Raw genomic sequence first — 17,578 nt, forward strand, 5'->3', positions numbered from 1 at the left:
TATAAAAATTAAGGAGAGCTATAATGGCAGAGAATAATTTTGGTGTCGCTATCGTAGGTATGGCAGGACGCTTTCCTCAAGCAGATACCATACAGGATTTTTGGGCTAATCTTGCAGCGGATAAAGAGTGCATTTCTTTTTATACGGATGAAGAACTATTAGCAATGGGGATCAGCCCCGAGTTTATTCGCCATCCTGACTATGTTAAGGCAAAAGGTGAAGTTGCCGATATTGATAAATTTGATGCAGCTTTTTTCGGTATTGCACCACGTGAAGCGGAACTGACCGACCCGCAACATCGGGTATTATTGGAAACAGCGTGGGCTGCGTTTGAAGATGCCGGTTATGTTCCTGGCGATTATCCAGGTGATGTGGGAATTTTTGCCGGTAAGAGTATGGATTCTTATTTAATGTTGAATCTGTTACCGCAATTTAAACGCGTATTTTCTTCAGGTAGTTTGCAAGCGGCAATTGGTAACGATAAAGACAGTATAACTACATCAATTGCTTATCATCTAAATTTACGTGGTCCGGCAATTACAATTCAATCTTCTTCATCTACCTCATTAGTGGCGGTCTGTGTGGCGTGTCAAAGTCTTCTTACTTGGCAATGTGACATGGCTGTGGCAGGTGGTGTGACATTGGGGCCACCAATTAAAACCGGTTACTTATCACAAGAGGGTGGGATAACCTCATCTGATGGTCATTGTCGAGCATTTGATGATGATAGTAGTGGTTTTGTGCCGGGTACAGGTGCAGGGTTAGTGGTATTAAAACGCGTTGAAGAGGCAATTCGCGACGGCGATCATATTTATGCCGTTATCAAGGGGTTTGCTGTAAATAATGATGGTTCCGAGAAAATTAGCTATACCGCTCCAAGTGTTGACGCACAAGCACGGGTCATTATGCAAGCTCAGAAACTAGCTGATCTGCAACCGCAAGATATTACTTACGTTGAAGCACATGGCACCGGTACTAAGTTAGGTGATCCCGTGGAGTTTTCAGCCCTAAGCCAAGCTTTTGCGGGGGCAAGTGAAAAACAATACTGCGCACTAGGATCTGTTAAAACCAATATTGGTCACCTTGATACTGCTGCAGGGGTTACTGGTTTAATCAAGACGGCATTAGCTGTTCATCATGGTAAAATTCCAGCAACACTGCATTTTAAACGCCCAAATGCGCAAATTGATTTAGCTAATAGCCCATTTTATATCAACACACAATGTCAAGATTGGCAGCCTAAAAGTGGTATCCGTCGTGCAGGGGTGACGTCGTTAGGTATGGGAGGAACCAATGCCCATGTAGTTGTTGAACAAGCACCGATTGATAATCAACCGCGAGGCGAAGCGCCACAATATTGTATATTGCCATTCTCAGCAAAAACGGACAGTGCTTTACAAAATGGTCTACAGAGTTTTGCCAATTTCATACAACACAATCAACAACTGGATAAGCGTGATGTTGCTTGGACATTAGCAACCGGCAGAACAGCATTTCAGCATCGCGCCGCTATCGTTAGCGATACATTGACTAACACTGCAAACAGTCTGAAAGATAACATTCATCAATCCTTTATTCAAGCAAAAGCTAAAGCACAAGTGAATCTTGGTTGGTTATTCTCTGGACAAGGTAGCCAATATCAAAAAATGGGGCAACAGTTATATAACCAATGGCCGGTTTATGCTAATGCCTTCGATCATTGTGCTGATATTTTACTACGTGATGCTGCGATCGATATTCGCGCAGAATTGTTTAGTGCCCCAATTTCTGATGAGCAAGCGGAACGCTTATCACAAACATGGCTAACCCAACCATTACTTTTTAGTGTTGAATATGCATTGGCACAACTATGGCTAAGTTGGGGTGTTGAACCGACATTAATGATTGGTCATTCACTCGGTGAATGGGTTGCAGCCACAATTGCGGGTGTGTTCACGCTTGATGATGCGTTACGTTTAGTAGCTAAACGCGCTAAATTAATGGATAGCGCTGAAAGTGGCGCAATGTTAATGGTCGCATTAGCACAAGATAAAGTCAGTACTTATATTCGTGATGAAGTAGCACTTGCTGCGGTAAATTCACCAAGTTATTCGGTGCTATCTGGTCCAAAAGATGCTATTGCAGCAATCAGTGCTCAATTAACACAACAAAATATCATTAATAAATTGTTACGTACATCACACGCATTCCATTCAAGCATGATGAATGATGCTGCACAAGCACTACGTCTTGAATTTACTGATGTAAAACTCAATCCACCACGTTATTGTATTATCTCTACCGCTACCGGTAATGCAGTTGATCCAGATACGCTCACCCACGCTGATTATTGGGTTAATCAAATGTTAATGCCAGTACAATTTTCAGCTGCTTTACAAGTCGCCCATCAACAATATGATTGTGATTTTCTGGAAATTGGTCCGGGTGCAACGTTAGTGCGTTTGACGAATGGACATCAGTTGACGAATAGCGTGGCAAACAGTTCCCTACCAACCGTAAATAGCGAAGTGAATGAAAACAAACATATATTAGAAACAGCAGCCAATCTATGGGTAAGAGGATATGCGCTTAATTGGACCGCGCTTATCGGTGATAATCCGCGTCGGGTATCTTTACCAACTTATCAATTTGATAAGACTCGTTATTGGGCAACAAGTCCAGAAGAACAAGGTCAGTTTGCACCAGTTAATGAAGTAGACAACAATCCTGTGACAACAGTCAAAAGTAACTCGACCCGACAACCGCGCCCGAATTTCTCAACGCCATATGAACCGGCAGAAACTGATACTGAACAAAAATTGCTAGCAATTTGTGAATCATTACTGGGTATTGATGGTTTAGGTGTTAATGATGATTTCTATGAGGCGGGTGGTCATTCTCTAATGTTGGGAATCTTGTTAGCACAAATTCAAGAGGTCTTTTCAACCACCATTTCCTTCATGACATTAATGGCAGAAACTAACATCCGAGCGTTAGCTAAGCAAATTGATATTCAATGCAATACGAAGCCGGATGACACTTTAGCTTCACTGCTTGATGAATTTGTAAAAAGTTAAATAGGTTAATAACAATAATCAGGATAGCTGTTTCAATGTAACGAAAGGAAATATACATTAATGATAATGCAAAATATTGCACATGCGCGTAAATTACCCGCAGGCAAAAAACAAGATTTGTTACAAAAATTAGCGCAAGCCGGCATCTCACCGTTGAATATTCCAATTGTTAAAGTGGATGAAAAAGAGAGTTTACCCCTTGCTTTCAATCAAGAACAATTGTGGTTTTTGCAACAATATGATGATCATGCCACTAACTACAATATGTATGTCGTGTATAAAATACAAGGTCAGATTGATAGTGTATTATTAAATCAAGCCTTTGAATTAATACAAAAACGCCATGCTATTTTGCGTACGCGGTTTGTATTGCAAGATCAGCAACTTTGTCAAGTGATTGATGATGAAGCAAGCGTATCGATTGAACAAATAACATTAGCACCTGAAGCTACCGCAGTGCAACGTGATGTTGCGATTCAACGGGTAATCAATACACCATTTGATCTGGCGAAAGGTCCGCTAATTGTTGTAAAACACCTTGTTCAAGCCGATCAACATGATTACATTATTTTTTGTGCACATCATATTATTATTGATGGGATTTCATTAGGAATACTCTTCAAGGAGTTACAACAACAGTATAATCATCTAAAAAATAGTTCTAATCCTGCACCCGCCACGCCGGCGTTACAATATGCGGATTATGCATGTTGGCAACGCGAATGGTTGAAAGAACCGTTATTAACAAACGACTTAAACCGCTGGCGTGAGCGGTTAAAAGAGGCACCGAAGTTATCAACTTTTCCAACCTTGTATCCGCGTCCAGCCGTGCCGAGTCAAGACGGTGCGAGAATTGGAGTGACCTTAGATGCAAGGTTAAGTGAAGCAATTAAGCGCCTAGCTGGGGGACAAAAAACAACACCATTTGTTGTATTACTCACAGCGTTTAAATTATTATTGCAACGTTATACCGATCAACAACAGCTAATTATCGGTACCCCTGTTTCAGGGCGTATTCGTCCTGAATTACTTAATAGTATTGGTTACTATGCCAGTACCGCAATTATCCATAGCGATTTTCGTAATTTGGTAACCGCTTATGATGCTTTGCAACAGGTAAAGGATAATGTTAAACAAACCTTAGCCAGTCAGCATTTACCGTTAGAAACGTTACTCAATGGGTTGAATATACCACGACAACCTTCGCACTCACCATTATTTCAGATTTTATATATCTATCATCAACAAGTAAATGAGCGTGATTTTATCCTTGCTGATGCCCAATGGCAGCAGCAGGATTATCATAACCATTCGGCTAAATATGATATGACCGTAGAAATCTTTAGTAACGGTAATACCTTTGACATTACATTAGAATATAACCGCGATTTATATAATCAGGCATATATACAGAATATTGCAGAGGCCTTTGAGCAGTATTGTTTGGCACTAACTAACAATCTTCAAACGCCTATTAATCAACTTACTTTATCCGGTCAAAATTATGGTCAAACAATCCTTGAAACTCTAAATGCGACCGATATTATCTGGCCTAGACCTTACGATCTACTGACCTTAATAGAGCAGTTCAGTTCACAACAGCCTAACCAAATAGCGATTGAAGGCGCAGATTATCAGATAAGTTGGCAAGGGTTATGGTCTAAAGTTCTGACTATTGCAAATATTCTAACTACGCAAGGTATTAAATCAGGTGATCGTGTTGGTGTCATGTTACCACGACATGGCGACTTGATTGCGACTATGTTAGCGGTTTGGTATATCGGTGCCGTGTATTTACCGTTTGATATCAATCAGCCACCAAATCGAATAAGGCGTTTGATGCAACGCGCAGGCTTAACTTGTTTAGTCGTTAAAGAAACTAGCGAATATCAAGATCAGGTACCGTTAGTATATTTAACCCATGATCAACTAAATGCAATATCTGCTTTGGATGTCGATGTTGTTCGTACGCCAATTGATTTGGAAGCACCGGCTTATATCCTATTTACATCAGGTAGTACGGGAGAGCCGAAAGGTGTCGCAATTAAACACAGTAGCTTGCTTAACTTACTACTAGATATGCAACAAACCTTCAAGCCAAATTCGACGGATCGTCTCTTATCTGTCACGACACCTGCTTTTGATATTTCTTTCTTGGAATATCTGCTTCCGTTGATATCGGGGGCCAGTCTATATGTGGCAGAAGTAGAAATTGCAGCAGATAGTTTTGCCATGATCAACTTGATTGAAAAATATCAGCCTACCTTAATGCAAGCTACCCCATCATTTTGGCAGGGATTACTTACCGCAGGATGGCAAGGTAACGCTGATCTTTGTGTACTTGCCGGTGGTGAGGCATTACCATCGCGAACAGCAGAAGGGTTATTAAATTGTTGTCGTAGCCTATGGAACCTCTATGGACCAACCGAAACCACCATTTGGTCATTAAAAGCCAATGTGATTGATTTTAATCAGATTACCATCGGGACGCCGATTGCCAATACCCGTATCTATATCCTTGATGAAGAAGGGAATAGTGTTCCTACCGGCGTAGTTGGTGAACTGTATATTGCGGGTGACGGTGTTGCTATGGGCTATGATGGACAGCCTGAATTAACTGCCGAACGTTTTCTTGCTGAACCGGGCTATCCTGACGACGCGAAGATGTTTCGTACCGGTGATTTGGTTAGTTGTGATCCACTTGGTAATTTACGCTTCATCGGTCGTAAGGATACCCAAATTAAGCTGCGAGGTTATCGAATTGAATTAGGAGAAATAGAGCGAGTCATTGCGCAACATCCTGCTTTAGATAGTGTAGTCGTCGTATGTATTGATAATGATTACGGCGATAAATTATTAGCTGCAACCGTGATACCTAAGATCACAACGCAACCAATCGATTTTAATGTCCTAAAACATGAATTTCAACAACAACTGCCGGATTATATGATCCCGACATTGTGGCAACAAGTCGAGCAATACCCGCTTACTGCTAATCGTAAAATTGATCGTCAGCGGTTAGCTACCAGTTTTGAGACTAATCAACAACCTGTAGCGTCACAAACTTATGAACTTAATGCACAAGAACAGGTCATAATGGCAATATGGATACGTTTTTTACCAATTAAAAACCCTGATCCAACTTGTGATTTCTTTAGTTTGGGTGGACATTCATTACTTGCTGTCGCATTGTTGGCCGAAATTAATCGTGAATTTGCCTGTGCACTGACTTTAAAAGACATCTTTCACTATGCCAATGTGCGCGCATTAGCGGTGCGGATTGCTCAATTAAAAGCGCAAGATGTCGTTGAGATTGAACAAAATCTTGAGATTATTCCTGATCAGGCAAATCGTTACCAACCGTTTCCATTAACGGATGTTCAACGAGCATATTGGATTGGACGACAAACCGGTACGAGTGCCGTTGCGACTCATGTTTATCATGAATTTGCCGTTAGCCAATTTGATCTTACCCGTTTTAATCAGGCACTTCGTCAACTCATTGATCGTCATGATATGTTGCGGGCAATTATTCTACCAGATGGTACGCAGCAGATTTTAGATCAAGTACCCGCGTATGATATTTCCTATCACGATTTACGTGAATTAACGTCACATGATAGGCAAAATGCACTGCAAGAAATTCGTGCACAATTATCGCATAAGGTTCATGTTGCTGAATGTTGGCCGTTGTTTGATTTTAGTTATACGCAACTTTCTGAACAAGATGGACGTTTGCATTTTAGCCTTGATCTACTTATTGCTGATGCTGTCAGTATGCGTACTTTACAGCAAGAGTTAATTACTCTTTATCAACAACCTACCACCATATTGCCTACATTACCATTTTCATTTCGAGATTATGTACAGGCACTAGAGGTTGAACAAACTACCGATATTTATCAGCGTGATAAGGCTTATTGGCAACAATCTATTGAACAGTTGTATGGACCACCACGATTACCAATAAAAGGTGATCTTCTATTGTTAAACGATATTAAATTTGTCAGACGAAGTTGTCGTTTATCGGTTGAGAGTTGGCGTGCTTTAACCCAATTAGCGCAAACCGCACGTGTAACGAAAACCGGTCTTTTATTAACGATATTTAGTCAAGTACTGGCACGATGGTGTAGTCACCCTGCTTTTACGCTCAATTTGACGTTATTCAATCGTCCAATGGGCTATCCTAACGCAGAGTCAGTTATTGGCGATTTCACTGCGGTAAGTCTACTGAATATTCATTATGACAGTCAGCATAGCTATGCCCAAAACGCGCAAATTATTCAAAGCCAACTTTGGGATGATTTGGAACATCGTCGTTATAGCGGTGTTCGGGTAAATGAAGCACTGATCCGTAGCGGTCGTTTCCAATCACCAATGCCAGTGGTATTTACCAGTGTATTAGATCATCCAGACGGTGAATTATCGGCTCAGGCAGTTGAAGGATTTACCCTTCTTGACGATGTTAATATCACTCAAACTCCGCAAGTTTGGCTTGATCATCAGGTATTGGAAGCAAATGGAGAGTTGCATTTTAATTGGGATGTGGTGGATGCGCTTTTTGAACCCGCAATTATTGACGCTATGTTTGACTGCTATTGCCAAACGTTAACCGAGCTTGCCAACCAACCCCAACGTTGGCAAATACCAGAAAGCTCCCTGCGATTAATGCCAATCAGTGCGCCTGTTGAGCAACGACCTGCACCTAGTGCTTTTATGCATGATGGATTATTACACTATACGGAGCGAAATCCTCAAGCCACAGCTATCATAACGTCTGATCAGCAGCTTACTTATCGTCAACTGTCGGATGTGGCAAATAATATCGCTCACCAACTTCACGATTTAGGCGTGAAACGCGGAGATCGTGTTGCCGTAATGATGGAAAAAGGTTGGGAGCAAATTGCTGCGGTACATGGAATTTTACGGTTAGGGGCGGTGTATTTACCGATCGATCCAACCCAACCAGCGCAACGACAAGCTCTATTATTAAACCAAAGTAACGCTTGCGCGATAGTGACACAACCTAAAGTTGAGTTAGTGAATCCTACTCAGTTACCAAAAGTGATTGTTGATTCTTCAATGCTTAATCAACCAACCGTGCCATTAGCGGCGATAGAAGCAGATGTAACCGATATTGCTTATATAATCTTTACTTCCGGATCGACGGGCACACCAAAAGGGGTAATGATAGATCATCGTGCGGCAATGAACACGCTAGCAGATATCAATCGACGCTTTGATTTACGAGCCACCGATAGAGTATTTGGTTTATCGGCATTGAATTTTGATCTCTCGGTATTTGATGCTTTTGCCCCATTTATGATGGGTGCTGCATTGGTTTTACCTGATGCGGGTTATGAAAAAGATCCACAGCACTGGTTAACGATGTTAAATCAGGCTCAAGTGACGGTGTGGAACTCTGTGCCAGCGCTAATGCAGATGCTTTGCGAATATCAAAATGGACGCAATGCCAGTTGTCCGCATTTGCGCTTAGCGCTCCTAAGTGGCGATTGGATTCCGTTGACCTTACCGGAACAAATGCGCAGCAGATTGAATTCAGCCCTATCTATTATTAGTTTAGGTGGTGCAACTGAATGTGCGATATGGTCTGTCTATTACCCAATTGCGGATTTAGATCCGCAATGGACAAGCATTCCTTATGGTCGCGGGTTATGTAATCAGCCGATGTATGTATTAAACGAACAATTAGAAGAGTGCCCAATCGGTATTGAAGGTGAAATTTGTATCGGTGGAATGGGATTAGCTCAAGGTTATCTTGATGATCCTGTTAAAACTGCTGCTAGTTTTGTTTGGCGCAAAGCCACTGGCGAACGCATATATCGGACAGGGGATTTAGGTCGCTATTTTGCTGATGGTCAAATTGAATTTCTTGGACGTAAAGATACACAAGTAAAAGTAAATGGCTTCCGTATTGAATTGGGTGAAATCCAATGTCATTTAGAACGTCTATTGTCAGTCAATCATGCTGCGGTCGTGTTCCATCAAGGACATATTTATGCCTTTATTACGACCACCCCCAATACGAACAATGACGCGATTATTGCCGAGACATTAGCACATCTTCAACAGTCATTACCTTATTACATGATTCCGCAAGGGATTTACGTTATTAACGCGCTGCCAGTAACTGCCAATGGCAAAATTGATCGGGCAGCGCTCATTCAGGAAGTGATTAATCATATGAGTAAATCGGAACCCGAGTCCACTGTATCCGCTGTTGCCACCTCATCTTATGAGCAACAAGTGTCATCTATTTGGTGTGAGTTACTACAAAAACAACAGGTTGGACTCCATGATAACTTTTTCGAAGCAGGAGGCGGATCAATTCAAATCGTACTCATGCATCGCCGTATTGAAGAGACATTTAACGTCACTATCCCAATTGCAGAATTGTTCCGGCTAACTACCGTGAAGAAAATTGCTGATTATTTACAAACGAAGTTACATAACGAGCCAGATGTCAGCCATGCGCAACATCGTGATTCGTCACAACTTCGAGCTCAACAACGGCTTCAGCGCCGTCATCAACGTCAACGTTAAGGAAAAAATGATGGTTTACAGCGAAAGTGATATTGCGATTATTGGTATGAACTGCCGTTATCCAGGAGTTCATAGCGTACAAGAATTTGAAACAGTACTACGTTCAGGACGAAATATCCTTGATCCTAAAGTAACTCATGAGCAAGGCTATAACAAAATTACGCTCAATAATGTTTATGATCGAATGGCAGAGTTTGATGCGACGTTTTTTGGCTATACCCGAGCTGAAGCAGAGATTATGGATCCTCAACACCGCATTTTTTTAGAATGTGCTTGGGAGATGTTTGAACAAAGTGGTTACAATCCACAAGTGCATGATGAGCGTATTGGCTTATATGCCGGGGTGAGTACCAGTTTTTATCTATTAACCCATTTAATGAGTAATCCAGACAAAATATCACAACTTGGTGGATTACAAATTATGGTTGGTAACGATAAAGATCATTTGACTTCCCAACTGGCTTATCGTCTTAACACTATGGGACCATGTGTCACCGTACAAGCGAGTTGTGCAACTTCATTAGTTGCCGTGCATTTAGCTTGTGAAAGCCTGCTAAGTGGACAATGTGATATGGCATTAGCGGGCGGGGTGACTTTCCGCATGGAAGATCAAAGTGATTATGAATCGCGCGGAGATGGATTACAGTCTGAAGATGGACTAATTCATACTTTTGATGCAGATGCAACAGGTACCGTATATAGCAGTGGTTTAGGTATGGTGTTGCTAAAAAGGGCGGTTGATGCGCAAGCCCAAGGCGATCATATTTTAGCTGTCATTAAAGGTAGTGCCATTAATAATGACGGGGGAGCTCGCAGTGGTTATACGGTGCCGGGTGTAGATGGTCAAATTGAGGTAATGATTGAAGCGCAGAGTTTAGCCGGCATGGATCCGACTGACATTGCTTATATCGAATTGCATGGTAGTGGCACTCCATTGGGTGATGCAATCGAATTTGAAGCCATCAAACGGACTTTTACCTCTGATCAGCACGTAAATCATAAATGGAAACTTGGTGCAGTTAAGCCCAATATCGGGCATGTGGAAATGGCATCAGGGGTTAGTGGTTTAATCAAAACGGTATTAAGTCTACAAAACAAGGTTTTCTATCCAACCTTGAACTTCAAACAAGCTAATCCACAGTTAGGTATGGAAAATATGCCGTTTGAAGTCAACACCACATTACAACCTTGGGCAAATCAGGATGGTTTACGCACCGCTGGAGTCAGTGCTTTTGGCTTAGGTGGTACCAATGCTCATTTGATCATTCAAGAGCCATTAACTGGCAGCAGTTCTAATTCTGTTACGCAAGCGGAAGCGGTACCGGTACCGTACCTCTTTACGCTATCGGCTAAAACATCAGACAGTTTAAGTCAAATGGAAAGTGAGCTATTAGCCGAGTTATCTACTCGTCAAGATTACCGCTTACAGGACGTTGCTTATACTCTGCGTCATGGGCGTGCTTCATTACCATTACGCAAACAGGTTATTGTTGAAAATCTAGCACAGTTAGCGCAAAAGCTCCGTAGTGCAGCGACTCACACGGTCACATCATTACCTGCTATCACTTGGCAATTAGGTAATCGTTTCTGTTTAGATAGTGATACGTTATTGGCATGGTTACAAGCGTCACCTAACTTATCACAAGCGATAACGGAGTTACTCCAAACCAAGCCTACGGTCGCGAGCTTAAACCAGCTTACTCAAGCACAACGTACCTTTATTAGCCAATATCTATTAATTAACCTTGTCGATAGTTGGCAACCGACAATGCAAACTGTAGTCGGTCAAGGTGATGGACTATATGCTACTGAAGTCGTTAATGGGAATTGTTCATTATTAGTGGCATGGCAACATCTTAATACTGGTAAGCCGGTTACCGACACTGATAGTGCAGTATTGAATAATGATCAAGATGTGAACTTATTCCTATTAGACGAGAATCAAACAACAGGTAATAATATTGCGCTACAGATTTTAGGTCAGTTGTGGCAACTTGGTGCAAATGTTGATTGGCGCATTGTTGATGCAGTCGAACATGCTCAAGCTTGTCGGCGCATTGCGTTGCCAGGTACTGCATTTGCTCGTCAACGTTATTGGGTTGAAGTGGGTAATACATTAGCCATCAATAAAACAGCGACAGTTCAACCAGTAACAGAAACATCATTAGATGAAGTTAAAGCAGTATTAATCGATATTTGGCAACGCACATTAGGTTGTGCGATAGATAGTACGCAAAGTAGTTTTTTTGAATTGGGTGGGCATTCACTGTTAGCAACCACTATCTTATATGATATCAAACAGCATTTTAACATCACTTGTCCATTAAGTGCTTTCTTTGCTGATCCAACAATTGATGGTTTAGCGCAATACTTGCTTGAGCAATGGTCAACACGGGGTGATGAACCAGATTTACCACCAGCCGTATTTCAACCTGATCAACAACATTTACCATTCCCATTGACCGATGTACAACAGGCATACTGGGTTGGTCGCCGTAAATCAATGGGCTTAGGCAATATTTCAACCCATATTTATGTTGAATATGAATTACGTGGTTTAGAACAAGATAAATTTAATCAAGCCTTAAATAAGGTGATTGCGCGTCATGGGATGTTAAGAGCAATTGTAACCGATGATGGTATGCAACAGATCTTACCCGAAGTGCCAGCTTATCATGCGCAATTTCATGTCACACAAAATGATAATGAATTCCAACAACTCTGCCTAAGCCTGCGTGACACCATGTCTCATCAGATGATCGACTGTAGCCGTTGGCCGCTGTTTGAGATTGCCGGCGTGGTTGATCATGACAATAAAACCCGACTTCATGTTTCAATCGATTTGTTGGTGGCTGATGCTTGGAGTCTTGAGTTATTTATGCGTGAATTGGCTTGGTTCTATCATCATCCACAAGAAACGCTACCGGACATCACTTATAGCTTCCGTGATTATGTACAAACATTAAAATCCTATGAGCAGACGCCACAATATGAACGAGCTCGCGAATACTGGCGTGAACGTGTACAAACGATGCCATCAGGACCTCGACTACCTTTATTAGTTGACCCTTCCGAATTGGATAATCCTTCTTTTGTTCGTCGTAGTCATAGTTTATCTCGGGCTTTATGGCAACGGTTAAAATTGCAAGCAGGGCAGATGAATATCACGCCAACCACGCTATTACTTAGCTGTTTTGCGCAAGTTTTAGCGCGGTTTAGTGCATCGCAACATTTTACATTGAATTTAACTTTATTTAATCGCCTGCCTTTGCATGACGATATTAATTACCTAGTCGGTGATTTCACTTCCTTAACGCTATTAGAGGTCGATCTTAATGAAGGTGAAACGTTACATGAACGTGCTAAGACGATCCATAATCGACTCTGGAATGATTTAGATCATCGTCTATTTGGTGGGATACAAGTTTCCCGATTATTGGTGCAAACACACCGTGATCCGGCTAAATCGGTCATTCCTATCGTCTTTACTAGCTTATTAAATCAAGATGAAGCGCGTTGGGAAGAGAGTGATAACATATTTAGTCAATCACAAGAAGATCAATATAGTGTCTCGCAAACACCACAAGTTTGGATCGACCATCAGGTCATGGAACGTCAAGGGGAATTACATTTTAACTGGGATGTGGTCGAAGCTCTCTTTGATAAGCAGTTAATTGAGCAAATGTTTGACTGCTATTGCTCGCTATTAAAAACGCTAGCAACACGTCCGCAAAGTTGGGATTTAGCACAAGATATCCTTAATTTACCAAGCGTAAGTGCCCCGGTTGAACAAACCGATGCACCGACCGCATTAATGCATCATGGTTTATTGCAACAGGCACAATTAACGCCGGATGCTACGGCTTTAATGACGTCTAAGCACAGCATAACGTATCACCAACTGTCTACCGCAGCTAATGAAGTGGCGCACGCGCTACAAGCACAAGGGATAAAGCAGGGTGATCGGGTAATTGTGGCAATGGAAAAAGGTTGGCAACAAATTGCTGCGGTACATGGTGTTTTACGATTAGGGGCGGTGTATGTGCCAGTTGATCCATCACAACCCGTATCACGACAATCCTTAATTATAAATGAATGTGCTGCAAAAGCATTGATTACACAACCGAATGTTGAATTAGCTAATCCAACCCATTTACCGGTTATTGTCGTTACCGAGCAAATGTTAGCTGCACCATTCACCCCATTAATCGCTGAAACGGCTGAAATGACGGATGTGGCGTATATTATTTTTACTTCTGGCTCAACCGGTACGCCAAAAGGGGTCATGATCGATCATCGTGCTGCCATGAATACCTTAGAAGATATCAACAGTCGCTTCAATTTAGTACCAAGTGATCGGGTATTTGGTTTATCTTCTTTGAGCTTTGACCTGTCAGTATATGATGCGTTTGCTCCGTTTATGGTGGGTGCATGTTTAGTCTTACCGGAAGCTGGTCATGAAAAAGATCCAAGACATTGGTTAGATATGCTAGATATGGGGGATGTTACTGTTTGGAACTCGGTTCCTGCATTGATGCAGATGCTATGTGAATACCTCAGTAATAGTGCTGGTCGCTGTCCAGATTTGCGCCTAGCATTACTTAGTGGCGATTGGATTCCATTAACATTGCCGGCACAAATGCGTACGCGTCTCAATCAAGAGATGACAATCATTAGCTTAGGTGGCGCAACAGAGTGCGCGATTTGGTCAATTTTCTTCCCAATCGAAAACGTTGAACCAGATTGGAAGAGTATCCCATATGGCAGCGGTTTGCGTAATCAACCAATATACATTCTGAATGATAAGTTAGAAGAATGCCCAGTTGGGGTTGAAGGCGAAATTTGTATTGGCGGAATGGGATTAGCTCACGGTTATTTAAATGACAGTGAAAAAACGGCTGCTAGTTTTGTATGGCGTAATGATCATGCAGAGCGAATTTATCGTACCGGTGATTTAGGTCGTTATTTTGCTGACGGGCAAGTGGAGTTTCTTGGTCGCAAGGATAATCAAGTTAAAGTCAATGGATTTAGAGTTGAATTAGGCGAAATTGAACGCTGCATTGAAAGCCATCAGGATATTGAACAATCGGTAGTGGTGGCAGTGGGTAATCGCGAAAATAAACGTTTGATTGCTTTTGCAAAATTATACGATCGGGAAAAAGCGCAAGCCCTCCACGAAAAAGAAGCACAGGAACAAGCGGCTGCTCAAGGAATTATCACTAATCCAGCTGAACGTTTAGCATTCAAATTGAAAGAACCGCATATTCGCAAAGTGACCGGACAGGGGCTAACATTACCAGCGCCAACTGACACAGAGCGCTATATCAAACGACGTAGTTATCGTAATTTCGTTCAGCAAAAGATCTCGTTAAAACAAATTGGTTTATTGCTAAACAAGATGGTACAGGTCAGATTGCCGGGCTTACCATTTGCTAAATATAGTTATGCATCGGCAGGGGGATTATATCCGGTACAAACCTACGTCTACCTACATCCTAATAAGATTGAGGAAGGGGTATCGGGTATTTATTACCTTAATCCGCGCGAGGGCAGTTTAATGCCGATAGCTGCCAACGTCACATTGAATCAAGATTTCCATGCCGGACCTAATCGTTCCATTGCAGATCGCGCTGCGTTTTCAATATTTATGATTGCCGATATGGCAGCAATCCAACCGCTTTATGGTGAAGATGCAGGCTGGCATTTTTCAATTATGGAAGCCGGTACTCTGTGTCAGTTATTGGAAGATAATGCCCCCGAGCAAGGATTAGGCTTATGTCAATTAGGGATGGCGGATTTTGCAAAAGTTGCTGAGCATTTCCAATTATCACCGACCCATCGTTATATCCATTGTACCGTGGGTGGACTTGCGGGCGATGATGCCTTTACTCAAGAAGCCTTATTAAAAGACTTTTCAACTTATGAAAAATCAACCGATAGCAAAGCACATGCACCGATTGATATTCAGGCATTTAAAGATGTCATTATGAATGGAATCAAACAGCAATTACCGGATTACATGCTGCCAACTAATTTAGTTCTTGCTGCAGATTTTCCACTTACGGCTAATGGTAAATTGGATCGTAAGAGTCTATTACAACAAGCTGAGCAACTGGCTTACCGGACTGTAACTAAAAAGCAACATCATGAAATAACGGATTTGCAAAAACGACTATTAGCTTTATGGCAAGAAGTATTAGGCGTAAATCAACTTACCGTAGAAGATGATTTCTTCTCTATGGGAGGCAGTTCCATTGAGTTAGTACGTATTCAACAAGCGCTTGAACAAATGACAGGGCAAGAGATTCCAATTGTTGATTTATTCCGTTTGCCAAATGTTATTGAAGTATCACGCTATATAGAATCGTTACAAAATGATACAGCTACATCAGCACAGGATGAACACAAAGAGCAATCTCCGGATATGAGTGCAGCACGTGGCAATCTTGCATTACGTCGTAAACGCCAAACAGAAGGAACGGATCAATGAGTGAGCATGTTAAGTACCGTACAGCCACGCAATTGCTTGCTCAACTGGCAAAAGGTGAAACGACCTCAGTCGAATTAGTGGAATATTATTTTGATCGTATCGCTCAATTTAATGGACCATTAAATGCGGTAGTTCAGCAATATAAATCCTCAGCGCTCAAGGATGCTATGCAAGCAGACAAGGAACGTCAAGCCGGCAAAGCCAAGGGAATATTGCATGGCCTACCTTGCACTATCAAAGACTCTTTTGATGTGCAAGGCTGGCTCACTACCTCGGGTGCTAATCATTTGAAAAATAACCGAGCGGCGCAAGATGCGCCGTCTATTGCCCGCTTACGTGCTGCCGGTATGATTTTTATGGGAAAAACCAATGTACCAAAAATGACGGCGGACTGGCAAACCTATAACGATCTTTATGGTACGACCAATAGTCCTTGGGATTTAAGTCGTTCGCCGGGTGGATCATCGGGAGGTGCTGCTGTGGCATTAGCCGTGGATTTCACACCGGTTGAATTTGGCAGTGATCTTTTTGGTTCAATGCGAGTACCCGCACACTATACGGGGGTCTATGCGCATCGTTGTAGTTTGGGATTGGTATCCGTGCGCGGGCATATCCCCGGTGGCGGTCCCGAAGACACCACAGAACCCGATCTTTCCACAGCCGGACCGATGGCGCGTTGTGCAGCGGATTTACGTTTGATGATGCAAGCAGTGAGTTCGTTTTGGATTACTCCCCCGCGCATCCCTGATTTTAGTCGTTATCAGGATCGTAAACAGTATCGCGTTTGTACTTGGTTTAATGTGCCTAATCATCCTATTGATAGTCAGGTAGAGAAACGTTTACAGGATTTGGTCGAAAAACTCAAAGCACAACCTGGCGTGGTAGTGGAGGAAGCGATGCCAAATGGGATTGATCCAGAGCAGCTATTTGATGTCGCGGTCAAACTCAGTGGTCGTTTAGTGGGAACGGCACTCAATGCCCGACAACGTTTAACCGCAGGATTAGCTTCACTCGGGTTTCGATTATTAAGTCACGTTCAAGATGTCCCAGAAGGTATGGCGAGCTACTACAAAGGCATGACTAATAATAGTGAGGAACAAGCAACAACCGATCGTCTACGTGGCGAATACAGCGCGCTCATAAAAGAGCTGTTCTCTCATTATGATGTATTGCTGATGCCTGTTAGTCCAGTAATGGCGTTTCATCATATGCAACAACCCGTTAACAAACGCAAACTGAAAATTAATGGCACAGCCTACAGTTATAACGAACATTTGTTCTGGAATATGTTACCGACTGTATTTGGCTTACCCGCAACGATCTATCCATTGGCTAAACCAGAAGGGGAGTTTCCGTGTGCGATTCAGATCATTTCAGGTCATTTTAAGGATGATATCGCTATAGACTTCGCCGAGTTTTGCGAAGGTATTACGGGTGGATTTACTCAACCCGAGGGATATTAATAACG

General features: G+C 42.2%; 4 protein-coding genes. All 4 read left to right on the forward strand.

What is annotated here, in order from left to right; translation table 11 throughout:
* Positions 1-23: 23 nt before the first annotated feature.
* The 4 genes from clbI to clbL are packed head-to-tail and all read left to right on the forward strand — an operon-like array spanning position 24 to position 17,573.
* The gene (clbI, locus tag FPB0191_RS02870; RefSeq protein WP_039103892.1) at positions 24-3,056 is read left to right on the forward strand and encodes a colibactin polyketide synthase ClbI; all 3,033 of its coding nucleotides are present in this window, start codon (positions 24-26) and stop codon (positions 3,054-3,056) included.
* A gap of 60 nt (positions 3,057-3,116) precedes the next feature.
* Positions 3,117-9,620 carry a colibactin non-ribosomal peptide synthetase ClbJ gene (clbJ, locus tag FPB0191_RS02875; RefSeq protein WP_039103894.1) on the forward strand — a complete coding sequence of 2,168 codons (6,504 nt, stop codon included), beginning with the start codon at positions 3,117-3,119 and terminating at the stop codon, positions 9,618-9,620.
* A gap of 10 nt (positions 9,621-9,630) precedes the next feature.
* Positions 9,631-16,110, forward strand: a complete 6,480-nt coding sequence (clbK, locus tag FPB0191_RS02880; protein WP_039103896.1) for a colibactin hybrid non-ribosomal peptide synthetase/type I polyketide synthase ClbK — start codon at positions 9,631-9,633, stop codon at positions 16,108-16,110.
* On the forward strand, positions 16,107-17,573 hold the full coding sequence (gene clbL / locus FPB0191_RS02885; protein ID WP_039103897.1) for a colibactin biosynthesis amidase ClbL: 1,467 nt from the start codon (positions 16,107-16,109) through the stop codon (positions 17,571-17,573). The genes clbK and clbL overlap by 4 nt, the downstream gene beginning before the upstream one ends.
* The last annotated feature ends 5 nt before the right edge of the window (positions 17,574-17,578 follow it).

Origin of the sequence: Frischella perrara (genome assembly GCF_000807275.1) — a bacterium.
GTDB lineage: Bacteria > Pseudomonadota > Gammaproteobacteria > Enterobacterales > Orbaceae > Frischella > Frischella perrara.